This is a genomic window from Methylopila capsulata, from assembly GCF_016907975.1.
GTDB lineage: Bacteria > Pseudomonadota > Alphaproteobacteria > Rhizobiales > Methylopilaceae > Methylopila > Methylopila capsulata.
The window spans coordinates 1,007,440-1,032,249 of sequence record NZ_JAFBCY010000002.1; the positions used below are offsets into that span (position 1 = coordinate 1,007,440).

Annotated in this window: 24 protein-coding genes and 1 tRNA gene; 10 read left to right on the forward strand and 15 right to left on the reverse strand. The window is 71.0% G+C overall.

Annotation, left to right across the window (positions count from 1 at the left end):
* Positions 1-82 precede the first annotated feature (82 nt).
* Positions 83-511: a protoporphyrinogen oxidase HemJ gene (gene hemJ / locus JOD31_RS10435; RefSeq protein WP_204950247.1), complete on the reverse strand. Its 429-nt coding sequence runs from the start codon at positions 509-511 to the stop codon at positions 83-85.
* A gap of 59 nt (positions 512-570) precedes the next feature.
* A complete protein-coding gene (gene hemE / locus JOD31_RS10440; RefSeq protein ID WP_204950442.1) occupies positions 571-1,614 on the reverse strand; it encodes a uroporphyrinogen decarboxylase in 1,044 nt (347 codons plus the stop codon).
* 427 nt (positions 1,615-2,041) lie between these two features.
* Between hemE and JOD31_RS10445 the strand changes: the two genes are divergently transcribed.
* The 7 genes from JOD31_RS10445 (at position 2,042) to JOD31_RS10475 (ending at position 6,764) form a co-directional block, all read left to right on the forward strand.
* Positions 2,042-2,908: a pyruvate, water dikinase regulatory protein gene (locus JOD31_RS10445; RefSeq protein ID WP_204950248.1), complete on the forward strand. Its 867-nt coding sequence runs from the start codon at positions 2,042-2,044 to the stop codon at positions 2,906-2,908.
* A 94-nt stretch (positions 2,909-3,002) separates the two neighbouring features.
* On the forward strand, positions 3,003-3,623 hold the full coding sequence (locus JOD31_RS10450; RefSeq protein ID WP_204950249.1) for a Maf family protein: 621 nt from the start codon (positions 3,003-3,005) through the stop codon (positions 3,621-3,623).
* The gene (locus JOD31_RS10455; RefSeq protein ID WP_204950250.1) at positions 3,620-4,477 is read left to right on the forward strand and encodes a shikimate dehydrogenase; all 858 of its coding nucleotides are present in this window, start codon (positions 3,620-3,622) and stop codon (positions 4,475-4,477) included. The genes JOD31_RS10450 and JOD31_RS10455 overlap by 4 nt, the downstream gene beginning before the upstream one ends.
* Positions 4,478-4,491: 14 nt before the next feature.
* Positions 4,492-4,704: a hypothetical protein gene (locus tag JOD31_RS10460; protein ID WP_204950251.1), complete on the forward strand. Its 213-nt coding sequence runs from the start codon at positions 4,492-4,494 to the stop codon at positions 4,702-4,704.
* Positions 4,701-5,306, forward strand: coding sequence for a dephospho-CoA kinase (coaE, locus tag JOD31_RS10465; protein WP_204950252.1), 606 nt, complete (start codon positions 4,701-4,703; stop codon positions 5,304-5,306). Before JOD31_RS10460 ends, coaE begins: the two co-directional genes overlap by 4 nt.
* Positions 5,299-6,009 (forward strand): DNA polymerase III subunit epsilon, encoded by a 711-nt coding sequence (gene dnaQ / locus JOD31_RS10470; protein WP_204950253.1) that lies wholly within the window; start codon positions 5,299-5,301, stop codon positions 6,007-6,009. Before coaE ends, dnaQ begins: the two co-directional genes overlap by 8 nt.
* Positions 6,010-6,089: 80 nt before the next feature.
* Positions 6,090-6,764 (forward strand): YggS family pyridoxal phosphate-dependent enzyme, encoded by a 675-nt coding sequence (locus tag JOD31_RS10475; protein ID WP_204950254.1) that lies wholly within the window; start codon positions 6,090-6,092, stop codon positions 6,762-6,764.
* 325 nt (positions 6,765-7,089) lie between these two features.
* On the opposite strand, the gene JOD31_RS10480 is transcribed toward JOD31_RS10475, so the two are convergent.
* From JOD31_RS10480 to hemC, 9 genes are all read right to left on the reverse strand, one after another.
* The gene (locus JOD31_RS10480) at positions 7,090-7,578 is read right to left on the reverse strand and encodes a tellurite resistance TerB family protein (RefSeq protein ID WP_204950255.1); all 489 of its coding nucleotides are present in this window, start codon (positions 7,576-7,578) and stop codon (positions 7,090-7,092) included.
* 128 nt (positions 7,579-7,706) lie between these two features.
* Positions 7,707-7,782 (reverse strand) — tRNA-Thr (locus JOD31_RS10485).
* A 66-nt stretch (positions 7,783-7,848) separates the two neighbouring features.
* A complete protein-coding gene (locus tag JOD31_RS10490) occupies positions 7,849-9,483 on the reverse strand; it encodes an OpgD/OpgG family glucan biosynthesis protein (protein WP_246482417.1) in 1,635 nt (544 codons plus the stop codon).
* A gap of 137 nt (positions 9,484-9,620) precedes the next feature.
* Entirely contained in the window at positions 9,621-10,073 is a 453-nt protein-coding gene (locus JOD31_RS10495) for a DUF302 domain-containing protein (protein WP_204950257.1), read from the reverse strand.
* Positions 10,074-10,133: 60 nt separating this feature from the next.
* The gene (locus JOD31_RS10500; RefSeq protein ID WP_204950258.1) at positions 10,134-12,371 is read right to left on the reverse strand and encodes a heavy metal translocating P-type ATPase; all 2,238 of its coding nucleotides are present in this window, start codon (positions 12,369-12,371) and stop codon (positions 10,134-10,136) included.
* A gap of 66 nt (positions 12,372-12,437) precedes the next feature.
* The gene (locus JOD31_RS10505; protein WP_204950259.1) at positions 12,438-14,135 is read right to left on the reverse strand and encodes a heme biosynthesis protein HemY; all 1,698 of its coding nucleotides are present in this window, start codon (positions 14,133-14,135) and stop codon (positions 12,438-12,440) included.
* A gap of 12 nt (positions 14,136-14,147) precedes the next feature.
* On the reverse strand, positions 14,148-15,752 hold the full coding sequence (locus JOD31_RS10510; RefSeq protein WP_204950260.1) for a COG4223 family protein: 1,605 nt from the start codon (positions 15,750-15,752) through the stop codon (positions 14,148-14,150).
* Positions 15,753-15,813: 61 nt separating this feature from the next.
* Positions 15,814-16,563 (reverse strand): uroporphyrinogen-III synthase, encoded by a 750-nt coding sequence (locus JOD31_RS10515; protein WP_204950261.1) that lies wholly within the window; start codon positions 16,561-16,563, stop codon positions 15,814-15,816.
* Positions 16,564-16,575: 12 nt separating this feature from the next.
* Positions 16,576-17,505 (reverse strand): hydroxymethylbilane synthase, encoded by a 930-nt coding sequence (gene hemC / locus JOD31_RS10520; protein WP_204950262.1) that lies wholly within the window; start codon positions 17,503-17,505, stop codon positions 16,576-16,578.
* 203 nt (positions 17,506-17,708) lie between these two features.
* Here hemC and JOD31_RS10525 point away from each other — a divergent pair, with 203 nt between their 5' ends.
* From JOD31_RS10525 to JOD31_RS10535, 3 genes are all read left to right on the forward strand, one after another.
* Entirely contained in the window at positions 17,709-18,470 is a 762-nt protein-coding gene (locus JOD31_RS10525; RefSeq protein ID WP_204950263.1) for an alpha/beta hydrolase, read from the forward strand.
* 99 nt (positions 18,471-18,569) lie between these two features.
* Positions 18,570-19,343: a M48 family metallopeptidase gene (locus JOD31_RS10530; protein ID WP_204950264.1), complete on the forward strand. Its 774-nt coding sequence runs from the start codon at positions 18,570-18,572 to the stop codon at positions 19,341-19,343.
* A gap of 93 nt (positions 19,344-19,436) precedes the next feature.
* A complete protein-coding gene (locus JOD31_RS10535) occupies positions 19,437-20,639 on the forward strand; it encodes a multidrug effflux MFS transporter (protein WP_204950265.1) in 1,203 nt (400 codons plus the stop codon).
* A 4-nt stretch (positions 20,640-20,643) separates the two neighbouring features.
* Here the strand turns inward: JOD31_RS10535 and trmB are convergent, their stop codons facing one another.
* The 4 genes from trmB to lnt form a co-directional block, all read right to left on the reverse strand.
* Entirely contained in the window at positions 20,644-21,333 is a 690-nt protein-coding gene (gene trmB / locus JOD31_RS10540; protein WP_204950266.1) for a tRNA (guanine(46)-N(7))-methyltransferase TrmB, read from the reverse strand.
* Positions 21,334-21,375: 42 nt separating this feature from the next.
* The gene (gene metK / locus JOD31_RS10545) at positions 21,376-22,548 is read right to left on the reverse strand and encodes a methionine adenosyltransferase (protein WP_204950267.1); all 1,173 of its coding nucleotides are present in this window, start codon (positions 22,546-22,548) and stop codon (positions 21,376-21,378) included.
* A gap of 96 nt (positions 22,549-22,644) precedes the next feature.
* A complete protein-coding gene (locus JOD31_RS10550) occupies positions 22,645-23,052 on the reverse strand; it encodes a helix-turn-helix domain-containing protein (RefSeq protein WP_204950268.1) in 408 nt (135 codons plus the stop codon).
* A gap of 142 nt (positions 23,053-23,194) precedes the next feature.
* Positions 23,195-24,790 (reverse strand): apolipoprotein N-acyltransferase, encoded by a 1,596-nt coding sequence (gene lnt / locus JOD31_RS10555; RefSeq protein WP_204950269.1) that lies wholly within the window; start codon positions 24,788-24,790, stop codon positions 23,195-23,197.
* Positions 24,791-24,810 lie beyond the last annotated feature (20 nt).

The window sequence follows — 24,810 nt, forward strand, 5'->3', positions numbered from 1 at the left end:
ACGAAGGGAATACCCACTCATAGCTTATTCGCGCGAGGCCCTGCAAGTCTCCGCGGCGCGGTTTTTCGACAATCGCCCACACTTAGAACGGCTTTACGATCACGAGCGTGACAATGACGAGCATCAACACCGTCGGCGCTTCGTTGGCGATCCGGTAGAAGCGCTGCGACCGGGTGTTCCGATCCGCCGCAAAATCCCTGGTCCAGCGGCCCAGAACGCCGGTGAAGCCGGACAGCGCGACCACGAAAAGCAGCTTGGCGTGGAGCCAGCCTGACGCGCCCCAGCCGCCTTGCCAGATCAAGATCAGCCCCGCGATCCAGGCGACGCCCATGGCGGGCTTGGCGATCGCGTTCAGCAGCCGCCGCTCCATGACCTTGAAGGTCTCGGAGGTCTCCGAGCCCACGGTCGCGGCGGCGTGGTACACGAACAGCCGCGGCAGGTAGAGCAGCGCCGCCATCCACGAGATGATGGCGACGACATGCAGCGCCTTGATCCACGCGTAGAGGTCCATCGGGAAAGTCCTTGCCGTGGCGTCCTTGGGGGCCGGGCGGGGCGATCGCCGGGATCACCTCAGCCCGCGCGCCGCACCCGCGCAACCATTTGGGCGACGTGCTCGGGCGGCGTCTCCTGCCGTACGCCGTGTCCGAGATTCACGATCAGCGGCCGATCGCCGAGGTCGGCCAGCACGCCGTCGACGGCGGCGTCCAGGGCCGAGCCGCCGACCGTCAGCGCGATCGGATCGACGTTGCCCTGCAGCGCCACATGCGCGGGAACGGCCTCGCGGGCGGCACGGCGGTCTTCGGCGGTGGCGAGCCCGATCGCGTCAGCGGGCACCGCTTCGGCGAAGGCCTTCAGCTTCGCGCCGGCGCCGCGCGGGAACGCGAGGATCTTCGCGCCCGGCCGCTTCGCGCGCACCCTGGCGCAGATCGCCGCGATGGGCGCCGCCGACCAGGTCATGAACTCGGCCGGCGGCAGGTCGCCGCTCCAGCTGTCGAAGATCTGCACCGCGTTCGCGCCGGCCTCGAGCTGCGCCAGGAGATGCGCCGCGGAGGCCTCCACCAACAGGTCGATCAGCGCTTGGAAGGCCGCAGGATCGCTATAGGCGAGCTTGCGGGCGGGCGCCTGTTCCTCGCCGCCGCGGCCGCCGACCATGTAGGTCGCGACGGTATAGGGCGCGCCGCAGAAGCCGATCAGCGCCTTCGACGGGTCAAGCTCGGCGCGCACCCGCGCCACGGTCTCGTAGACCGGCGCGAGCATCCCGAGGTCGATCTCGGGTTTCAGCGTCGCGAACTCCGCGCGGCTCGCCAGCGGATCGAGCCGCGGACCCTCGCCTTCGACGAACCGCACCTCCTGGCCGAGCGCGTGCGGCACGACGAGGATGTCCGAAAACAGAATGGCGGCGTCGAGATCGAAGCGTCGGATCGGCTGCAGCGTCACCTCGGTCGCGAGGTCCGGCGTGTAGCAGAGATCGAGGAAGCCGCCGGCCTGGGCGCGCAGCTCGCGGTACTCCGGAAGGTAGCGCCCCGCCTGACGCATCAGCCAGACCGGAGGGACCGCCTGCGTCTCTCCGGAGAGCGCCTTCAGGAAGCGCGAGCCGCTCGTCTCAGGGGTCAGAGTCGCGAGGTTGTTCGCAGGACTTACCAACGGCGAAGGCCCTCTCTTAGAATCTGGAATGGAGTCTTCTGTTTCTTTTTCTAGAGGGGCGGATTACAGCCGTTCCTCGCCCTCCACAAGGCGTCCACACCTTGACCGGCGTTAACCATTTTTTAAGACCTGTGGCCAAACCATGAGTCTCAAGGCGTTAACGGGTTCTTCACCTTTTCGGACGCGGACCCTTGGATCGTTATCCCGCCGCGCGGCGGTGTTGATGATTTTCAGGGGCTCGGCGACAGTGTCGGACGCGAGGGCCGAGGTCGGCGAATTCGTCCACAGTCGTCCACCGGGTCGTCGACAGGTCGTCCCGTGCGTCCGCCGCTCGGATCGGCCTCGATAAACGCCGCCATCCGGCCGCGGTTCCACCGCTAGAGGCTCTCTGCTTTTCATGTCGTCGGACCGCCACTCCTTCCACGTCCACCTCGTCTCCGACGCAACCGGCGAGACGCTTGTCGCGGTGGCCCGCGCCGCCGCCTCGCAATACGCCGCGGCGTCGTCGATCGAGCATGTCTACCCGCTGGTGCGATCGGCCCGGCAGCTGGAACGGGTGCTTGACGAAATCGCCGACGAGCCCGGCATCGTGCTCTACACGCTGGTGGACGAGGACCTGATCGGGAAGCTCGAGAGCCGCTGCCGCGACCTCGGCTGTCCCTGTCTGTCGGTGCTGGAGCCGGTGTTCACGCTGCTGCGCTCGTATCTCGGGACCGAGCAGAACAAGCAGCCGGGCGCCCAGCACGTGCTGAACGCCGACTACTTCAAGCGCATCGACGCCCTCAACTACACCATGGCCCACGACGACGGGCAGTACGCCGACGACCTCGCCGCGGCGGACGTGGTGCTGCTGGGCGTCAGCCGCACGTCCAAGACGCCGACGTCGATCTATCTGGCGAACCGCGGGGTGAAGACCGCGAACATTCCGCTCATTCCCGATCTTCCGCCGCCGCATGGGCTCGAGAAGCTGAAAGGCCCGCTGATCGTCGGCCTGGTGGCGTCGCCCGAGCGCATCGTCGCCATCCGCCACAATCGCGTGCTCGGTCTCGAAGGCGCCATGCCGGGCCGGCTGCAGGACGGGGCCTATGTCGACCCGGATCTGGTGGCCGCTGAGATCACCGCGTCGCGTCGGTTCTGCGCCCGCCACGGCTGGCCCACGATCGACGTCACGCGCCGCTCGATCGAGGAGACGGCCGCCGGCGTCATCGCCATGCTGAACGAGCACCGGGCCAAGCGCTTGGCCGCCGTGATCGCGACGACGTAAAGCTTATGGCGTCGCTTCTGGGCGCTGGCCGGACCCCAGGCTGTGTCGTGAACCGCTCCATCGTCCAGACAAGTCTCACTCCCGGAATGTCCGTATGACCCACCCGCTCTGGCTCCCGTCCGCGCCCCTCGCGCTCGCCTCGAAGAGCGCGATCCGGGCCAAGGTCCTCACGGACGCCGGCCTGCCGGTGGAGGCGTTGCCAGCGGAGATCGAGGAGCGCGAGGTCGAGGCCGGCCTGACCGGCGACGGCGCGACGCCGGCGAACGTGGCGGGCGCGCTGGCGGCCGCGAAGGCGGTGGACGTGTCGCTGCGGCTGCCGGGGCGCCTCGTGGTCGGCGCCGACCAGACCCTCGCGCTCGATGGCGAGCGCTTCACCAAGCCCGTCGACCGCGACGCGGGACGCCGCCAGCTTCAGCGGCTATCGGGCCGCACGCACACGCTGTCGTCGGGCGTGGCGCTTGCGCTCGACGGCGTCGCGCTCTGGACCGATGTCGCCGAGGCGCGTCTCACCATGCGCGCGCTCTCCGACGCCTTCATCGAATCCTATCTCGACGCCGCCGGGGAGGGCGCGCGCCTGAGCGTCGGCGGCTATCAGTTCGAGGGCGTCGGGGCGCATCTGTTCGAGGCGGTGGACGGCGACTTCTTCACCATCCTCGGACTCCCGCTTCTCCCGCTGCTCGCGGCTCTGCGTCGCGCGAAGGCGGTCGCCGCGTGAGCACGGAGCCGCGCGCCTGCGTGCTTGGATGGCCCGTCCGCCAATCGCGCTCGCCGATGATCCACGGCCACTGGCTGAAGATCTACGGCCTGCTGGGCTCCTACGAGCATGCCGAAGTGCCGCCTGAGGATTTCGAAGCCTTCGTCCGCGCCTTCGCGGAAAACGGCTTCGTGGGCGGCAACGTGACGGCTCCTCACAAGGAGGCGGCTTTCGCGCTGCTCGACCATGCGGAGCCGAGCGCGGCTGCGCTCGGGGCGGCCAACACGCTGTGGTTTGCGGACGATCGGCTTCACGGCGCGAACACCGACGGCTTCGGCTTCCTCGCCAATCTCGACGACCGCGCGCCCGGCTGGGAGGGCGGTCGCAAGGTCGCGCTCGTGCTGGGCGCCGGAGGCGCGTCGCGGGCTGTGGCGCATGCTCTGGCCGGGCGCGGCTTCGAGCGGGTCGCCGTCGTGAACCGGACGGTGGAGCGGGCCGAGACGGTCGCTGCGCTCGCCGGCGCGGCGGGCGTCGCCTGCGGCTACGACGAACTCTGGCGCTGGCTGGCGCTGGCCGACGTGGTGGTCAACGCGACCTCGCTCGGCATGGCGGGCAAGGGCGCGCTGGACGTTCATCTCGGCGAGATGAGGGACGAGGCGGTGGTGACCGATCTCGTCTACGTGCCGCTGGAGACGCCGTTTCTCGCGGCGGCCAAGGCGCAGGGCAACCGCACTGTCGACGGCCTGGGGATGCTCCTGCATCAGGCGGTCCCCGGCTTCGAACGCTGGTTCGGCGTCCGCCCCGAGGTGACGCCGGAACTGCGCGCGCTGGTGATCGACGATATCCTGCGCGGCCAGGACGGCGGCCGCTCGTAGGAAGGGAGACGCTCGTGGGACTGACGTTCGCGCTTCTGGCGCTGAAGCTTGTGTCGCTTGCCGGTTCGATCGCGACCACCGCGGGTTTTGTCGGCCTGTTCGCCTTCAAGGACCTGCTCGGCCCCCACGTCGCGACGCTGCTGATCGGCGGGTTCCTCGCGATCGCGGTCGGCGAAGGCGCGGCCTGGCTGGTCGCGCGGAACGCCAAGGCCAAGGTTGAGGCGTGATCGTCATCGGCCTCACCGGCTCCATCGGCATGGGCAAATCCACCACCGCGAAGCTGTTCGCGGAGGAGGGCGTTCCGGTGCACGACGCCGACGCTGTGGTCCACGCGCTCTACGCCGGCCGTGCGGTCCCGTTGGTGGAGGCGGCGTTTCCGGGCGTCGCGCGCGACGGCGCGGTGGACCGGAAGGAGTTGGGGACGAGGGTGATCGGGGACGCCGCCGCTCTGGCGAAGCTGGAGGCGATCGTCCATCCTCTCGTGCGTGAGGCCGAGGCCGCCTTCCTCGCCGCCCGCCGCGCCGAGGGCGCCGACGTCGTCGTGCTCGACATCCCGCTGCTGTTCGAAAGCGGCCGAGACGGCGCCGTCGATCTCGTCGTCGTGGTCAGCGCCGGCCCCGGGGAGCAGCGCCGCCGGGTGATGCAGCGGCCCGGAATGACCGAGGAGACCTTTCGCGCCGTGCTCGCCCGCCAGACCCCCGACGCCGACAAGCGCGCCCGCGCCGACGTGGTGATCGACACCGCGCAAGGTATCGAGCCTGCCCGCGCGCAAGTGCGCGCGCTGCTCGTCCGCCTCCGGTCGCGCGACGGAGGCCTGACCGATGCGTGAGATCGTCCTCGACACCGAGACCACCGGCCTCGATCCGCTCAAGGGCGATCGGGTCGTCGAGATCGGGTGCGTCGAGTTGCTCAACCGCATCCCGACCGGCGCGCATTGTCATCTTTATGTTAACCCCGAGCGCGACATGCCGGAGGAAGCGTTCCGTGTCCACGGCCTGTCGGCGGAGTTCCTGAGCACCAAGCCGGTCTTCGCCGCGGTCGCCCAGGAGTTCCTGGAGTTCATCGCCGACGATGCGCTGGTGATCCACAACGCGGCCTTCGACGTCGGCTTCCTGAACATGGAGCTCCGGAAGATCGGCCAGCCGGAACTCGCCCAGCACCGCATCGTCGACACCCTGCAGCTCGCGCGCCGGCGCAATCCCGGCGGCTCAGCCTCGCTCGACGCGCTCTGCCAGCGCTATGGCATCGACAACTCGCGCCGCACCAAGCACGGCGCGCTGCTCGACAGCGAGATTCTGGCGGAGGTCTATCTCGAGCTGTTGGGCGGTCGTCAGGCGACGCTCGGCCTCTCGCACCTCACCGACCGCAACCTCCGCGGCGGCCGCGCCGTCGCGCCGCGTCCCACGCCGCTGCCGTCGCGCCTGACGGCCGACGATCTCGCCGCCCACGCCGCCTTCATCGCGACCCTCGGGGGCGGCTCGCCGATGTGGCGGGAGTATCTGGACGCGCCGGACGCGGTCGCCGCCGAGTAGCGACGCCCCTTGATCTCGTTTACGTTTCGGCGTTTCGCACGCGCGTGAAGGGCGTGTTCTGCGTGTCCCGAGGAGCCGTTATGTCCGACGCCCCCGCCCGTCTCGCCCTGGTGCGCGCCGCCCTCGCCAAGGCGGAGCGCGCCGCCGGCCGCCCGGAGGGCGAGACGACGCTGATTGCGGTGTCCAAGACCTTCGACGCGGCGGACATCCTGCCCGTGCTCGAGGCCGGCCAACGCACGTTTGGCGAAAACCGGGTGCAGGAGTCCCAGGCCAAATGGCCGGAGCTCAAGGCGCAATTTCAGGACGTCGAGCTCCACCTCATCGGCCCGCTGCAGTCCAACAAGACGGCGGAGGCGGTCGCGCTGTTCGACGCCATCCACACCGTCGATCGGCCGAAGATCGCCCAGGCGATCGCCAAGGAGATGGCCGCGCAGGGCCGCAGCCTGAAGCTCTTCGTGCAGGTGAACGTGGGGTCCGAGCCGCAGAAGGCCGGCGTCGATCCCGAGGACGCCGACGCCTTCGTCGCGCAATGCCGAGACGCCTACGGCCTCGAGATCGAAGGGCTGATGTGCATCCCGCCCGTGGACGAACCGCCTGCGCCCTACTTCGCGCTCCTCGACCAGATCGCGCGACGCAACGGGCTCAAGGGCCTGTCGATGGGGATGAGCTCCGACTTCGCGGACGCCGTGCCGTTCGGCGCGACGCATGTGCGCGTCGGCAGCGCGATCTTCGGGACGCGGCCGAAGCCGGAGTGAAAGTCGGGATGCGGAGGGGGGTCCCAAAACGCGACGACGAAACCCCGCCTCCGCCCGAACTGACGCCGGTACGCATGAACCAGATCCGGCGATCCTGAGTGTGCAAGCGCCTTGCCAGTCCACGATGGCGCCTTCGCGCCCAAGATGTGGGGCTTTGAGGGCGCAGACGGTCAACAGCTAGTGAGTCTGCCAAGAGCGTTTCGCAGCGCGCGTCGCGTTTTGCGACGCGGTTCGCAAATTGCGAAACCGACGGAATGATCGGCGTCCCGGTTCGGATCGGGTCTCGCGCCCGCGCCGTCGTCGACCGGCAAGCCGCGCGTGGACGTCAGTCCCTGACGGGCGTGTCCGACAACGGACGGGCGCGGGCGGCGATGCGTCGTTTCAGCTCGACGCGTTCCCGCGTCGAAACGCCGAGCAGTTCGGCGACGCGCCACACCACGTTGTCCTCGAGCTCGTTGACCGCGCCGTCCGAGAACACGAGCTCCCACATCATCTCGATGACGCCGGCCCGGCCCTCCGCGTCCAGCGAGCGCTTGAGCACGCTCGTGAAGGCATAGAGGTCGACCGCCTCCTGATCGCGCCGGCGGGCGAGGGCGAGAAGCTCGTCGGTCTCGCTTTCGGACAGACCGAATCGCGACCGCACGATCCCGTGCAACGCGTCGCGCTCCTGCTCCTCGACGACGCCGTCGACGCCCAGCAGGTGAACCATCAGCGCTGCGGCCGCGACGCGGTGGTCGGACACCGAAAACGGCTCCGTCGCCTCCTCGCCGGTGCCGGCGAGCTCGTTCATGAAATGCCGCAGACTGTCGAACATGCGTCCCCGCTCCGCCCAAGACGCCGATCAGCGTCCGTCCCGCAGGGCGTCAGCGGCAGGTATAGACGGCCGCCGCCCAGGTCCGGTAGGACGCGGAAGCGACACTGACGCGATTTCGAACGGAGGAATGGTGCCGCTTGCGTGACTCGAACACGCGACCCCGTCATTACGAATGACGTGCTCTACCAACTGAGCTAAAGCGGCGACGGCGCACCCTCTACCGAAAGGGCGCTCCGAATGCAAGGCGCGACGTGCGAAGCGTCGCCGAAATCAGGCCGGCGGGATGTACTGGTACAGCCACGTCTCGGTCAGCACCCGATCCCCGACCTTCATGTAGCAGCGCATTTCGACCGGCTCCGTCCCCTCCGCCGTCAGGTCGAACTGCGCGCGCCAATGGCCCGGAACGTCGCTCGGCACCGCCTCGGCGAAGACGTAGGAGAACGTCCCGCGGGACGCCCAGAGCACCGGCTCCACGGTCTGGCCGTAGGGGATGTCGGTCAGCGGCCCGCCGAGGAACTCGATCATGAACTTGCGCACGCCCGGCGGCCGCGGCAGGCCGGGCTGGCCGCCCCGGCCGAGCCTGGTGGCCACCACGCGGCCGAGCGGAGTGGGGTAGGGCTCTTCGTCCAGCCAGTGCAGCTTGTAGGCCAGCGCCACGGTGTCGCCCGCCTTGGTGGGCTCAGAGGGGATCCAGTAGGCCACCACGTTGTCGTGGATCTCGTCGTCGGTCGGCAGCTCCACGAGCTGCACCACACCCTTGCCCCAGTCGCCCACCGGCTCGATCCAGGTCGAGGGGCGATCCTGGTACTTCACGCCGTCCTGGTAGTGGTCGAACACCCGGTCGCGCTGCAGAAGGCCGAAGCCGCGCGGGCGCTCGTCCGTGAAGCTCGAGGTCATGATGCGCGGCGGGTTGTTCAGCGGCCGCCAGATCCGCTCGCCGGCGCCGGTCCACATGGCCAGGCCGTCGGAGTCGTGCACCTCGGGGCGCCAGTCGATTAGCGACGGCTTCTGCGCTTCCGAGAACCAGTACATTGAGGTCAGCGCGGCAAGCCCGAGCCGCGGCACGTCCTGGCGCATGGTCACGGTCGCTTCGATCTCCATCAGCGTGCCGGCGGTGCGATGGATCAGGAAGCGATAGGCGCCGGCGAGCGACGGGCCGTCGAGCAGCGCGTAGACCGTGACCGGGTCGCCGTCGGTCTTTGCCGGTTCGAACCAGAAGGCGGTGAAGTCCGGGAACTCCTCCGCCGCGCCGGGCTGAGGAAACAGCGCCACGCCGCGCGCGGACATGCCGACCTGTCCCTTGCCCCCGATGGCGCGGAAGTAGGAGGCGCCGAGGAAGGTCGCGAAGGGCTCGCGCGTCTTCCAGTCGCCCTTGTCGGTGACCTGGTCCTTGGCCTCGCGGACCCAGAGGCCCGCGTAGGCCGAAGGCTGCGGCGGCAGGCCCTTGGCGACGTGGTCGGCCGGCATGTCGAAGTAGGCGGGATCGTAGAGGATCTCGCGCGACTTGCCCTCGGCGACCGCGTGCATGCGGACCGTCTTGGGGAAGAACTGGCCGACGTGCATGAAGGTGATGGGATAGGCGCCCGGCGATTTGCCGTAGAGCGCGTGCTCCGGGTTGAACTTCAGCTTGCCGTGGGCGTCGTAATCGATCTTCCGGACGATGTCCGGGTTCGGCCGCGGGGGCTCGGCGTAGGGCTTCGAGGCCTTCGCCTTCGCGAGCGCCTTCAGCCCGTCGTAGGAGAAGGGCTCTGCCGGACCGAATTTCAGGTCGTCGCCGGCTGCGCCTTGCGCAAAGGCGGGCGTCCCCAACGCGATCGCCGCCTGCGCGGCGAGGCCGATCTGCAGCAGCGCGCGGCGGTCGAGGAGGGAAACGGAGGAGGCGTCGGGCGAAGGCCGGCGGGACATGAAGCTCTCAAGCGTCGAGGAAGGACGGTGGAGCTTCGTGATATAGCGCGATTTCGGTCGCGAGAAGGCCAAGGCGCTCGCGAGCGATCACGTGTCCGCGCCGACGCGGGAGCGCGTCGACGACAGAGAGCCCGCTGTCAGGAGCCGGCGGCCTCGGCCACCACGGCGGCGACGGCGCGGCCGGCGGCGGCGGCCTCGTCGGCGCTGAGGCCATGGCGCTTCGACAGCGCCTTCGGATCGTCATAGGCGATCGAGACGAAGTCGCCTTCCATGTAGACAAGAGCACGCAGCGGCAAGTCGAGCGCATCGAGCGCACGGGCGGAGGCGTCGGCTGTGTGATGGGGGTCGGCGAAGAGCACGAGGGTCGCCGGGGTGGCGGAAGCGGACTGCTCGACCTTCACGACCGTGGAGACGCCGCGGCGGCGGAGCGAGGCTTCGAGCGCCTGGACCGTGGGGGCCACGCCGTGGGCGCTGCGCACCACGATTGGCTCTCCGGATTTGGTGACGGCCTCGGCCGGTCCGCTCATCGGCAGCAGAGCGACGGCGAGCACGAAGAGCAGGATCGCCGAGACGAAAATCGCGACGCGCATTTTAGAACCCCCGAGAGACGCAAACGCCCGTGTGACGCGCCTATAACGCGCTCGGAGGGATTAAGGATCCATTCTCCAACGCGAAAGCCTCAAGGCGTTGAGGACCACGCTCACGGAGGACAGCGCCATCGCGGCGCCGGCGAGCGCGGGGGACAGAAAGCCAAGAGCCGCAAGGGGCAGGCCCACCACGTTGTAGGCGAAGGCCCAGACGAGGTTCTGGCGGATTGTCGCCACGGTGCGGCGCGAAAGCGACAGTGCTGCAGGCGCGAGAAGCAGGTCCGGACGCAACAGGGCGATTCCGGCGGTCTCGAGCGCCACGTCCGCGCCGCCGCCCATCGCGACGCCTATGTCGGCGGCCGCAAGCGCCGGCGCGTCGTTGATCCCGTCGCCGACCATCGCGACGACGCGGCCTTCCGCCTGAAGCCGCGCGATCGTGGCGAGCTTGTCGGCCGGTCGGGCGCCGGCCTCGACGCGCTCGATGCCGACGCCTCGGGCGATCGGGGCCGCCGCCTCCGCCGAATCGCCGGTCAGCATCACGATCTCAAGGCCGTCGTCGCGCAGCCGGCGCACGGCTTCCGCGGCGTTCGGTCGGGCGGCGTCGGAGAACGCCAGCACGCCCTTGGCGCGGCGCCCTTCCGAGATCGCCACGGCGGTGCGGCCCTCGGCGGCGTGCCGCGCGAGCATCGCCTCGATCGGCGCGGTGTGGGCGCCGATCTCCGTCAGCAACCGCACGCCGCCGATGGCGATCCTCGACCCGTCGACGGTGCCGGTGATGCCCTCGCCGGACACGGCGCGGATGTCGTGGGCGACGGGAATGTCGAGGCCCTGACCCTCGGCGGCTTCCACGACGGCGTGCGCCAGCGGATGCTCCGATCCCCGCTCGATCGCGGCGGCGAGAGCGACGAGCCGCTGGCTGTCGCCGTCGAGCGCGTCGGCCGCAACCAAGGCGGGCCGGCCCGCAGTCAGCGTTCCCGTCTTGTCGAACACGACCGTGTTGATCCGCGCCGCGCGCTCGAGCGCTTCGATGTCGCGGACCAGGATGCCGGCGCGCGCGCCCGCGCCGGTGCCGGCGACGAGCGCGGCCGGAGTCGCGAGGCCGAGCGCGCAGGGGCAGGCGATGACGAGCACGGCGATGGCGTGGCCCAGCGCCGCGCCCGCTCCGGCCCCCGCCAGCAGCCAGCCGACGAAGGTCGCGGCCGCGATCCCGACCACCACCGGCACGAACACCGCGGTGACCCTGTCCACCAGTCGTTGCACGGGCGCCTTGGCGAGCTGCGCGCGCGCCACGAGCCGGCCGATGCGGGCGGGGGTGGCGTCCTCGCCGACGGCCGAGGCCTCCACCAGCAACGACCCGGAGCCGTTCATCGCCCCGGCGATCACGGCATCTCCCGCGGCCTTGGCGACCGGCTTGCTTTCACCCGTGACGAGCTGCTCGTCGGCCTCGCTGCGCCCCTCCACGACCAGACCGTCCACCGGGAAACGCTCGCCCGGCCGCACGCGCACGATGTCGCCGGCATGCAGAGCGCCCACCGCGACGTCCTCCTCGCGGCCGTCGGGCCGGTGGAGGCGAGCGTGCGCCGGAGTGAGTTCGCCGAGCGCCGTCAGCGCCGCGCTGGCCCCGGCGGTGGCGCGCGCCTGAAGCAGGTTGCCGAGCAGGACGAAGCCCAGCACGGCCACCGAGGCTTCGAAATACAGGGCCCTGTGTCCGCCGTAGACGAGCACCTCGACCGCGCTCCAGCCATAGGCGGCGGTCACCCCGAGGGCGACCAGCACGTCCATGTTGGCGGCGCCGCCCCGCAACGCCGCCCAGGCGCCGCGGTAGAACCGCGCGCCGACGAGCAGTTGGACGGGGGTGGCGAGCGCAAGCTGGAGCCAAGGCGGCAGCAGTCCGTGGGCGCCCACCGCCATGCCCGCCATTTCGACGAGGAAGGGCGCGCCCAAGAGGGCCGTCATGATCAGGAGGGCGGCGGTGCGACGCTCGTCGGCGCGGCGGGCGACTGCGCGCGCCTCGTCGGCCGCGCGCCGCGCCTGCGAACCTGACGGGCGAACATGCGCCTCGTAGCCGGCGCGCCGCACCGCGGCGACAGCGGAGGCCGGATCGGCTGGTCCGTCGAAGCGGACGTCGGCGCGTTCCAGCGGCAGGTTCACGACGGCAGAGGCTATGCCCGGCGTGCGACCCAGCACGCGCTCGATCCGCTCCGCGCAGGCGGCGCAGTGCATCCCCTCGACGTCGAGCGTCACGCTCGCCGGCGCAGAGGCGTCGGCGGCGAAGGCGTGTGCGGGTTCGGGCCGTGTCATGGGTCTTGTCCTCGGGTCGCTCCTAAATGCGGCGTGGAGCGTCGTGGGACAAGGTGAGGTCGAAGGCTAGAAGCTCGGCCGGTCCGCTGGAAACCGTTTGGTCGCGACTGCGTCGACGGGCTCCGCGGCGCCTGGACCCGGGTCGTCGGGCGCGCGGGTCAGCGGAAACACGGCCGCGGTCGGCTTGGCCGCCAAGGGCTTCGACGGCATCGGCATGGCGGTCGCGACGGCGGGGGCCTCGCTCTTCGGGGGCGGGACCACCTCGACGACGCCGGTCTTCACCGCATCGGTCTTGGGCGCTTCGGCCTTCGAAACGACGGGCTTGGCGACGACCGCCTGCGCAGCGGGCGGCGCATCCGCGGGGTCCATCAGTTCGGGCATCTTGCGCGGCAGCACCGAGGACGGCGCGCTGGGCGCGATCATGCTGGCGTCGGCGCCCGGCCGCTGGTCGAGCCAGGCGTCCGCAGCGAGCTTCGGGCGCGTCTCTTCGACCGGAACCTTCCAGACGAAGGCGTCGAGCCGGCCGGTGACGGGCGACACGGGCGCCCATGTGTCGCTGGCCACGCCGTCGGCCACCCAGGCCGGGTCGCGCGCGGCACGCAGCGCGCGGGCGAGCCACTGGCGGGCGCTGCCGGTGTCGCCGCTCTCGATGTCCTCGAGTTCGGCCATAAGCAGGCAGGCGCGGGCGGTCGGACGGATCGAGATCAGCTTGTCGGCGGCGGCGCGGGCGGTCTCGAACTCGCGGGCCGCGATCGCGGCGCGGGCGACCGCCAGCAGCCCTTCCGGATCGTCGCCGGAGCGTTCGGCGAGGGCCTTGGCGCGCTTCAGCTTGGCGAGCGCCGGGTCGCCGGGCTTCACGTGCACGTAGACCTCGGCGAGATCGGGATGGGGCGCCTTGGCCCAGGTCGCTTCGACGATCTTCGACGCCTTGCGCGGGTCGCCCTGCTCGGCGAGCAGCCGTCCCGCCAGCGCAGCCGCAGGCACGAAGTCCGGAGCCAGGCCGTGGGCCTCACGGGCACGCTTCACGGCGAGCGCGGGGTCGGCGGCGGCGCCGTCGGTCGCCTGGGCCGTCAGCAGCACGGCGCGCCGGCGCTTCACCTCGGCCTTGTCCATCAGGCGGTTGGCCGACAGCCGCTCGAGCGTCGAGAGCGCCCCGCCCCAGTCGCGCTCGGCGCACTGGAAATCGAACAGCGCCTGGCCGGCCCAAGGGGTCTCGGGCGACTGGCGCGCGGCCTCCTCGGCGAGGGCCTTGGCGCCCGCGCGGTCGCCGCGGCGTTCGGCCTCGACGAACAGCCCGCGCAGGCCGAGCGAGCGCGTCTCGGGCGAATCGGTCATGGCGCGGAAGGCGGCTTCGGCGCCGGTGCGGTCGCCCGCGAGTTGCGCGGCCTGCGCCGCCAGCACCAGAGTCAGCGGCTCCTTGCCAAGCAGGCGTCGCGCCTCGGAGGCCTCGCGCCCGGCCTGGCGGGCGTCGCCGGTGCCGACCGCCACCACTCCGCGCGCGATGGCCTTATAGCCCTTGGCGCGGCGCCGGTTGCGCCGGAACAGCGCAAAGGCCTCGGGCCCCGCGAGGATCCAGCGCATCACGTTCCACAGCACGACGGTGGCGCAGACGAGCGCCGCCACGAAGGCGAGCGCGACCGCGACGCTGGTCTCCACACGGTAGCCCTGCCAGGTGAGCACCAGCTCGCCGGGGCGGTCGACGATCCAGACGGCGCCGAAGGCGAAGACCCCGACAAGAGCGAGGTAAATCAGAACGCGAACCATGTTCGATGGACCTCAGTCGGTGGCGCCGAGGCGCGCAAGCGCGGCGGTGCGGGCGGTGGCGAGGGCCTCGTCGGCGGCGAGACGGGCTTTCGCCTTGTCCGCCCACGCGGCCGTGGCGGCCTTGGCGTCCGGATCGAGCGCCTCAATGTCGGCAAGGGCGCCCTCGACGTCGCTGGCGGAAGCCTTGGCGGCGACCCGGGCGCGTACGTCCGCGGGCGCCGATCCGGCCGGCGCGGTCGCCGGCGTGACCTTGACCACCGAGCCCGCGCTCGCGACGAGGCGGTCGAACACGGACGCGTCGGCAGCTGGCTTGAGCGACGGCAGCTTCGCCATCACGTCCTTAAGCTCGGCGCCGAGCGCGGCCTTGGTGGGCGCGCCGCCAGCCGCATAGGGCTCGAGCGCAGCGACGTCGCCGCCGGCGGCCTTCGCGGCGGCGAGCTCCGTCGGAAACGGCCGGCCGGCGGCGACGGCCTGGTCGATGGCGGCGAAGGCCGTCACCAGCCGCGCCGCGGGATCGCCCACCGGGCGGGCCTTGAGCGCGGCGTCGAGCGCCGCGATCTTCTCGTCCAGCGGCTTCACCGCGGCGTCGATCCGGGCGCCGAGTTCGGCGATCGCTTCGCGGGTCGGCATGTCGGCGATCTTCGACTCGAGTCCGTCGACGCGCTTCGTGAGGGCGTCGACGGCGGCAGGGTCCACGGTCGGCGCCTGTTCGCGACCCGCGAGGCCGCGAATCTCGCCCTCGAGCGCTGCGACGCGCGCGCCGGAGCCGTCGATGGTCCGGGCGAGCTCGGAGATGCGGGCTTCGATGGCCGAAGTGTCGGCGGTCTGGGCGGTCTGGCCCGAACGTTCGCGGAGAGCGGCCACATCGAGGCCGACCGCGTCGAGCTTGCTCTCGACCTCAGTGACGCGCATCGACTGGCTCCCGTCCCCGCCAATGAGCTCCTGGCCATAAAGCGCGACCACGCCCAGCGCGATCGCGGCGCCGAACAGCGCGGACCCGGCGAGGCCCAGCACCCCGGCGCCGCCGCGCGCCGGGGTCACGGCCGCCGCGACGCGGGTCGGGGCGCCGGTGTCCGCAGGCTTCGGATCGACAGGCTTGGACTCCGAAGGCTTGGACTCCGAAGGCCTGAGGTCCGCCGGCTTGCCGGGCTCGCCTTTGCCGAGGTCCGACTTCGAAGAGTCGGACTTGGCGCCGGTCTTGGACAGGTCAGGCCCCGTGGCGGCGCCTGGTTTGGGCGAGCCGGATTCGGTCGGCTTCGCGCCGCCGAAGCTGGGCGTCGCGCCGGCCGGGCGCGCGCCGGGACCGCCGGCCGACGTCGGACCAGCCGACGCGGGAGCCGCGGCGCTCGAGGACGGCTGTTTGACGTCGGCCGCTTTGGCGTCAGGCGCGCCTGTGGGCGATGCGGCGCCCGACTGCGGCGCGCTCGCCGTCGAGGCCGGGCTGGAAGGCTTGGGCGCGTCTTTGGGGTCGGCGGGCGTCGCCGTCGCGGAGGACGGGTCCTTCGCCGCATCCTTGGGCGTCACGTCGGCGGCCTTCAGGTCGAGCGTCGGAGCCTTCGGCCGCGCGGAGGGCGCGCCGCCGCCGGTCGTGGTCTCGGGTCCTTTGGGGTCCGCCATAGGCCGCTCCTGACTGGTCACGGGAAGATCGGGCCGTCCGTCTCCGGGCGTCCGCCGCTCCCTAATTAGAACGCTCGCCCCCGGATTGCGAGCCGGGGTTGATCACGCCGGCGAGCGCGTCGAACAAGGCGGCCTCGTCCGGTCGCGTCGCTACCCCAACGATCGGGCAACCGGCCGCGAACAGAGGCTCCGCCACCCGCAGCGCCAGCGCCGCGTGGGGGAGGGGACGGATCGCCTCCGTCAGCCCCGCGGCGGCTGCAAGCGTCAGGAAGGTCTCGGCGATGCGCCGGGAGTGGTGCAGCACGGCGTCGACTTCGCCGGCGGAAAGCGCGGTCCGCGCCGCGTCCGGCAGGGCGGGGGCCGCGGTCGCCCGATAGAGCTCGACCACGTCGATCGCATGGCCATGCGCGGCCAGCGCGCCCGCCACGTCGAAGGCGCGGTCGGCGCCGGCGGCGTGCAGGAAACGCGACGGCGTCGGAAACCGCGCGGCGGCGTCCGCCACCAGCGACCGGCCGTCGCCCTCGGCGACGTGCACGACGGCGAAGCCCGCCTCGCGGCCGGCCTCCGCCGTGCGGTCGCCGACGGCGATCAGCGGAACCCGGCGCAGGCGTCCGATCTCCGGCCGGCCCTTGAGCTTGCGCAGGCCGTTGGCGCTGGTCGCGAGGACGGCGTCATAGACGACCTCGGGAATGACCGCGTCGAGCGTCTCGATCGCGAGCACAGGCGCGAGGACCGCCGTCATCCCGCGCGCCTCGAGCGCACGGGCGGTGCGTTCCGCGGCGCGTTCGGGGCGAAGGACGAGGACCTTCATCGCCGCCGCCCGTCAGCCGAAGGCCGCGAGCAGATCGGCGGGCGTGCGCGCCTTGACGTCCCGGCCGAGCTCGGCGCCGAGCCGCGCGGCGTCCGCGGCGTCGCCCTCGATCGCGCCTTCGACCGTGCGCGCGCCGTCGATCGACAGCACCAGCCCGAGGAACCGGAGCCGGCCCTCCTCGGCGCGTGCGAGGCCCGCGATCGGCGTGCGGCACGAGCCGTCGAGGACGGCGAGGAAGCTGCGTTCGCAGGCGAGAGCGGCCGCCGTCGCCGCATGGTCGAGCGCGCGCAGGGCCTCGCGGGTGGCGTCGTCGTCCTCGCGCGCCGTCACCGCGATCGCGCCCTGCCCAAGCGCCGGGGGAAAGTCATCGACGTCGAGGATCTCGGTGGCGTGGCCCTGGAGGCCGAGGCGGGTCAGTCCCGCGAGCGCGAGGAGCGTGGCGTGGGCCTCGCCGCGCCCGAGCTTGTCCAGCCGGGTCTGCACGTTGCCGCGAAAGGAGACGACCTCGAGATCGGGCCGGAGGCGCCGCACCAGCGCGCCGCGGCGCAGCGAAGCGGTGCCAACGATCGCGCCGGCAGGCAGCTCCTTCAGAGTCCGCGCCGACCCGCCGATGAGCGCGTCGCGCACGTCGGCGCGCTCCAGCGTGGCGGAGAGCGCAGTGCCGGGCGCAAGCTCGGTGGGCAGGTCCTTGGCGGAATGCACGGCGAGGTCGACGCGCCGGTCGAGCAGCGCCTCGTCGATCTCCTTGACGAACAGCCCCTTGCCGCCGGCTTCCGACAGCGGCCGGTCCTGGATGGCGTCGCCCGTGGTCTTGATGGTCACAATCTCGACCGCCTCCGGCGCAAGGCCATGGGCTGCGATCAGGTCGTCGCGCACCCGGTTCGCCTGCCAGAGCGCGAGCGGGCTGCCACGGGTGCCGATGCGAAAGCGAGGAGAGGTCATGAAGGAGGTCTTCCGCCGCAGAACGTCGCCTGCGGGGTTAGCAGCCTCCGCCGGGCTTGCGCAATGAGCCTGGACTGAAGCGCGGTGCCGGGCCCTCCTTCCCGTCGCCGACGGCGTGACGTCCGCGCCGTCCTGTGGCAAGCGTGCGCGCCATGATCCTCCGCACCCCCGCGAGGATCATTCCAACGCAGCGGGGCGAGCGCATGTCCGAGATCACCTCCCTCAGACTGACGGTGGGCGAAGGCGCGAAGGCGCGCGAGATCGCGCTGCTCGTGCGGCCCGGGACGGGTCCTTGCGTGGTCTGGCTCGGGGGCTTCCGCTCCGACATGACGGCGACCAAGGCGACCGCGTTGGATTCCTGGGCGGCCGAGAGAGGTCGCGCGGCGCTGCGGTTCGACTATTCCGGGCATGGCGCCTCCGGCGGGAGGTTCGAGGACGGCACGATCGGTTCCTGGACCGAGGACGCGCTCGCCGCGATCGAGGCGCATGCCGGTCCGGCGCCCGTGCTGGTCGGCTCCTCGATGGGCGGCTGGATCGCTCTGCTGGTCGCGCGGCGCATGGCGCGGCCCCCCTCCGGCCTCGTACTGATCGCGCCGGCGGTCGATTTCAGCGAGACGCTGATGTGGGACCGCTTTTCGGAGGAGGTTCGCGCCGAGATCCTGGAGACCGGCCGGTGGCTTCGCCACAGCGACTACGCGCCGGAGCCGTACCCGATCACGCGGCGGTTCATCGAGGAGGGCCGCGCCCATCTGCTGCTCGGCGGTCCGATCCGAGTCGGCGCGCCGATCCACATTTTGCAGGGCATGCGCGACCCGGACGTGCCGTGGGAGCACGCCCTCCGCACGGTCGAGCGCCTCGCCGAGGACGACGTGGTGGTCACGCTGATCAAGGACGGCGACCATCGCTTGTCGCGCGACGAGGACATCGCGCGGCTGCTCGAAGCCGTGGACGGCGTCGCGAGCTGAGCATGAAGGGGTCGCGCAGCTGGAATCCGCGCGGCTAAAGTCGGCGGCGACGCTGATTCGCCGCCTCGCCGGCCGTCGGCCCACCACCGTCCGGTCGCCATGTCGCTGTTCCGCGCCTTCCGTGCCCTGCCGCTTCTCGCGCGTCCCGACGCGCGTCTGCAGGACGACGCGCTGCGCGTCGACACCCGGCTCGGAGAGGTCGCGATCGCGATCCGACGGAACGCCCAGGCGCGGCGGATGACGCTGCGGGTGCGCTCCGCCGCACGCGACGTGACGCTGACCTTGCCGGCGCGCACGTCGCTCGCGGCCGCGCGCGACTTCGTGGAGCGTCATGTCGGCTGGATCGAGCAGCGGCTCGCCAGACTGCCGGAGCACGTGCCCTTCGCTCATGGCGAGATCATTCCGCTGCGGGGAGAGCCGCACCGCATCGTGCTGAAGGAGAGCGTTCGCGGGCTCGTGCGCGTCGAGCCGGGCCTTCGGGGGGACACGCCGATCCTCGCGGTCTATGGCCTCGCCCCGCACGCGGCGCGCCGGCTCGGCGACTTCCTGAAGCGCGAGGCGCGCGACGACCTCACGGAGGCCGTCCGGCGCCACGCCGCGGCGCTCGGCGTGATGGTCGGACGCATGACGATCAAGGACACCAAGAGCCGCTGGGGCTCGTGCTCGGTCGCCGGCGATCTCGCGTTCTCCTGGCGGCTCATTCTGGCGCCGCCGTACGTGCTCGACTACCTCGCCGCGCACGAGGTCGCGCACCGAAAGGAGATGAATCACGGGCCGCGTTACTGGGCGCACGTCGCCCGCATCGTTCCCGACTACGACCGCGCGGAGGCCTGGCTCAAGGCCCACGGCGCGACGCTGCACCGGTACGGCTGAGACGTCGCGCATCGGCGCCATGCCGCGACGCGCCTCGACCTCGCCGGTCCCCGGCCTATCTGCGCAGCCTCCCGCCCCGTCTCCCGGCGTCCGATGCATCTGCGGCCCGACACCTTCGCCCTGACCTGCCTGCTCGCGCTGCTGACGGCGGTCGGGCCGCTTGCGATCGACATGTATCTGCCGTCGCTGCCCCATCTGACGGCCGCGCTTGGCGCAAGCCCGGCCGCGGGACAGCTCACGCTCTCCGCGTTCCTGCTGGGGTTCGCGGCGGGGCAGATCGTCTACGGGCCGATGTCGGACGCGCGAGGCCGCAAGCCCACGCTGATCCTGAGCCTCGCGCTGTTCACCTTTGGAAGCGCGCTGTGCGCGCTCGCGCCGTCGATCGAGATGCTGATCGCCGCCCGCTTCGTGCAGGCGTTGGGAGGCGCGGGGCCGGTCGTGCTGGCGCGGTCGATCGTGCGCGATCTCTATTCCGGGCCGCGCGCGGCCCGCGAACTCGCGCGGATGGCGACGATCCTCGGGGTGGTGCCCGCGGCGGCGCCCCTGATCGGCGGCGTGCTCGAGACGACCTTCAACTGGCGCGCCACCTTCGTGCTGCTGACCGTCGTGCTCGCCCTCGAGATGCTCGTCGTCGCCTTCCTGCTGCCGGAGACTCTCAGGACGCGGACCACCGGCGCGCTCAGCCCGCGCACGGTGCTCGCAAGCTACCAGGTGCTGCTGCGGCACAAGGGGTTTCTGTCCTATCTTGGCCTGACCGTGATCGCCTTCGGCGGGCTGTTCGCCTACATCTCGACGTCGTCTTTCATCCTCCAGTCGGTCTACAGGCTGTCCGAGATCGCCTACGGCGCGGCCTTCGCGATCGGGGTCATCGGCTTCATCGGCGGCACGCTCGCCGCAGGACCGCTTGTTAAAACGCGGGGCCTCGACGGCGCGATTGGCGTCGGCGCCTGCGCGGTCGCCCTCGGCGGTTGCCTGATGCTGGGCCTCGTGACCCTGGGGCCGGGCTCTCCCGCGGAGGTGGTCGTGCCGATGATGATCTACATGTTCGGTGTCGGGCTGGTGATGCCGCAGAGCATGGCGTCCGCGCTGCAGCCGTTCCCGGAGCGCGCCGGCGCGGCCTCCTCGCTCGTCGGCTTCAGCCAGATGGCCTTCGGGGCGATCGTCGGCGTCGCGCTGGGCCGCACGATCGGCGCAGGCGGCGTTCTCCCGCTGCCGCTCACCGTCGCGTTCTTCGGCGTGGCGACGCTCGTGCTGTTCCGCCTGTCGCGGGCGGCCCGGCGTGGAACGGCGGTCTGAGGCGTCAGACCCGGCGGAAGATCAGATAGCTCCCGCGCCGCCCTTCGCGGATCGCCTTCGCCTCGTAGCGGGTGCCCGGCCATCCGGCCCAGGGCTCGCGCCAGTCGGCGGCGCGGCGCGCGGTCCACTCAAAAGCGTCCGAACGGCGCGCATGCTCCAGCGTCCAGGCGACGTAGGTGTCGATGTCGGAGGCGAAGCGGAACGGCGCGCCGGGCTTCAGCGCGCGGGCGATGCGGCCGAGATTCTGGTCCGAGACGAAGCGGCGCTTCCAGTGGCGCGTCTTGGGCCAGGGGTCGGGATAGAGCAGATCGACGCGCGCCAGCGAGGCCGGCGGCAGCCGGTCGAGCAACTGGGTCGCGTCGTCGTCGTAGAGACGAACGTTGCGCAAGCCGCGCTCGGCGACGCCCGCCAGGCCCTTGGCCAGGCCCGAGAGGAAGGGCTCGACGCCGATGAAACCGATGTGCGGGTTGGTCTCCGCCTCATGCAGCAGGTGCTCGGCGCCGCCGAAACCGATCTCGAGGCGCACTTCGGAGACGGGGGCCTCGAACAGCCGGGTCAGATCGTCGGGGATAGCCTCGAGGTCGACCCTCAGCCGGGGCAGGTCGTCCTCGATCCGCGCCGCGCGGCCGGCGCGGAGCGGCTTGCCGCGGCGGCGGCCGAAGAACGAGCCCTCGTAGCGCGTGTCGTCGGACATGGGACGTTCGATCGCTCGCGCGGAAAAGACGTCTGGCCGAACTCAGCCGACCGCGGACTTCAGGGCCTCGGCGAGGTCCGTCGCTTCCCACGAAAAGCCGCCGTCGGCGTCCGGCGCGCGGCCGAAGTGGCCGTAGGCCGCGGTGCGCGCATAGATCGGGCGGTTGAGCTGAAGCTTCTCGCGAATGCCCCGCGGCGACAGGCTCATCGTGTCGCCCAGGATCTTTTCGAGCTTCGCCTCGTCCACTCGGCCGGTGCCGTGGAGGTCGACATAGATCGACAGCGGCTGCGACACGCCGATGGCGTAGGATAGCTGGATCGTGGCCCGGTCCGCGAGGTCGGCCGCGACGACGTTCTTCGCGAGGTAGCGCGCGGCATAGGCGGCCGAGCGGTCGACCTTGGTCGGGTCCTTGCCCGAAAACGCGCCGCCGCCGTGCGGGGCCGCCCCACCGTAGGTGTCGACGATGATCTTGCGGCCGGTGAGCCCGCAGTCGCCGTCGGGACCGCCGATGACGAAGGAGCCCGTGGGGTTCACGTGCCAGATCGTCTCATCGGAGACCCAGCCGTCGGGCAGGGTCTGGCGGATGTAGGGTTCGACGATCGCGCGGATGTCGGCGGAGGTCTGGGTCTCGTCGGTGTGCTGGGTCGAGAGCACGATCGAGGTGACGCCGACCGGGACGCCGTTCGCGTAGCGCACGGTCACCTGGCTCTTGGCGTCCGGTCCGAGCGTCGGCTGCTCGCCGGAGTGCCGGACTTCGGCCAGGCGCTTCAGGATCTTGTGGGCGTAATAGATCGGCGCCGGCATCAGCTCGGGCGTCTCGCGGCAGGCGTAGCCGAACATGATGCCCTGGTCCCCGGCGCCTTCGTCCTTGTTGCCGGAGGCGTCAACGCCCTGCGCGATATGCGCGGACTGGGCATGGAGGTACACGTCGATTTCGGCGGTCTTCCAGTGGAAGCCGTCTTGCTCGTAGCCGATGTCCTTGATCGCCGCGCGCGCGGCCTCGACGATCTGGTCCTTGGTGATGCTGTCGGGGCCGCGCACCTCGCCGGCGATCACCACGCGGTTCGTGGTCGCAAGCGTTTCGCAGGCCACGCGCGCCTCGGGCAGGGCTCCGAGGTAGATGTCGACCACTTCGTCGGAGATCCTGTCGCAGACTTTGTCCGGATGACCCTCGGAGACCGACTCGCTGGTGAACAGGTAATCAGCACGCGCCACAAGCGGTCTCCTGCGACAGAAAAGGAAGACAAAACCGTCCGGTAGGCCGAACGGTTTTGTTCCTCGCAGAAGCCGCGCGGACGGTCAAGAACGCGTTCAGGCCGCGGGTTCGGCGAGCGCGGAGACCAAGTCCACGATCTTGCGACGGACCTTCGGGTCGGCGATCCGCACGAACGCTTTGTTGAGCTGGAGGCCTTCGGTGGTGGTCAGGAAGTCCACCACGTAGTCGGAGCTCGGAGCTTCGCCGAAGCCGGGCTGACCCTCGCCCAGGGCGCCGGGCGCATCTTCGAAGAAGTACGACACCGGAACGCCCATCACCGTGGCGATCTGCTGCATCCGGCTGGCGCCGATGCGGTTCGTGCCCTTCTCGTACTTCTGAATCTGCTGGAACGTGATGCCGAGAGCTTCGCCAAGTTTTTCCTGGCTCATGCCGATCAAGACACGACGCATCCGCACCCGGCTGCCGACGTGCTTGTCGACCGGGTTCGGCGTCTTCTTAATCATCAAATTCTCCTCGCACACTTGAGCGTGCGGCGTCGCCCCCGCCGAACCTGCTTCGTTTCGCTTTGCGCATGCGCTAGCGCAGAAAGATCAAAACACCCAACATAAACAACGTTCCCAATTTTGATCTTGCCGCGTTTCCCTGTCAAACGCGGGAACGCTTTATGCATACAACGACCAAAAATACCACAGGCAGCAGAAGGAAAAGCCAGCCCCCGGTACGTGAGTACAGTGTGGCGGCTATTGGACGCGGCAGCCGCGCGTCGACTGTCCCACGTTGACCCAACGGGAGCGACGCGACGACCCGTCCATAGGCGTCGACCACCGAGGACACCCCGCCATTTGCCGAACGCACCATCGGCAGACCCTGCTCGACCGTCCTCACGCGGGCCTGCGCCGCATGTTGATAGGGGCCGGGTGTGTGGCCGAACCAGGCGTCATTGGTGACGTTCAGCAGGAAATCCGGCCTGTCCCCGCGGGCGATCTCCTCGGGAAAGATCGCCTCGTAGCAGACGAGCGTGCGGAAGCGCGGCCCCTGCGGCAGCGCGATCAGGTTCGCCCGCTCCCCCGCGGAGAAGCCGCCCTGCAGGCGCGTCAGCTGCTCCAGCCCGATCGCTTCGAGCCAGGACTGCAGCGGCAGGTATTCGCCGAACGGCACGAGGTGGATCTTGTCGTAGGTGGCGAGGATCGAGCCGTCGTCGCCCACGAGGTGCAGCGCGTTCCAGAAGTCCGCGCCGGAGCCGTCCGCTCGCCGCTCGCCGCGCACGGAGCCGGTTGCGAGCGTCGCTCCCGGCGCGAGGCTGCGGCCTATGCGGTCGAGCGCATCGGGGGCGCGCGACAGCAGGAAGGGGAACGCGGACTCCGGCCACACCGTCAGCGTCGCGTCGGCGAAGCCGCGCGCCTCCGGCGAGTGGGCCTCGTCCGACAGCGCGAGGTAGGCGTCCATGATGGTGTCGCGGGCCGCCTCCTGCGTCTTCAGGTCCTGCGGGATCTCGGGCTGCAACGCCCGCACCGTGACGCTCGGATCGAACTCCGTCTCGCCCGCGAGCGTGAGGCGCGCGACGCCGAACACGGCGAGGCCCGCGAGCGTCGCCGCGGCGAGGCCGACGAGGCCGACGCGTGGACGCAGGTCGCCGAGGACAGCGGGCGCGGCGAAGATTGCGAGGCACAGGAAGGTCAGGCCCTCGACGCCGATCACAGAGGCGAACTGGCCGAGCCAGAGCTGGTCGGCGAGCGCGTAGCCGAAGGAGTTCCAGGGGAATCCGGTGAGCACATGGCCGCGCGCGAGCTCCGCCAGGCCGAGGCCGAGCGCGAAGGCGAAGACCCGCCGCGCGCCGCCGCTCCACATGAGCCGCGCGAGCGCGAAGCCGGCGGCCGGAAACAGCGCGAGCCCCATGGGCAGACCGACGACCGCGAAGGGCATCAGCCAGCCGAACACGTCGGCGTCCACCAGGAAGGCCGAGCCCACCCACCACAGGCCTGCGAGGAAGTAGCCGAAGCCGAAGCACCAGCCGATGCGGGCCGCGGCGAAGAGGCTGCGAAGCCGCGTCGCGCCGGAGGCCCCGTCGATCAGCCAGACGGCGACGGGGAATGTGAGGGCGAGCGCCGGCCAGACCGAAAACGGCGGCATGGCGAGGGCGGAAACGGCGCCGGCGAGGACGGCGGCCAAGGCTCGCCGCCAGCCCGAAAGCAGCGTCAGCCGTTCCGCGAACGACGATAGGCCCTCGAGACGTCGCGGCATGGCGGTCGGGCCCTGTGATG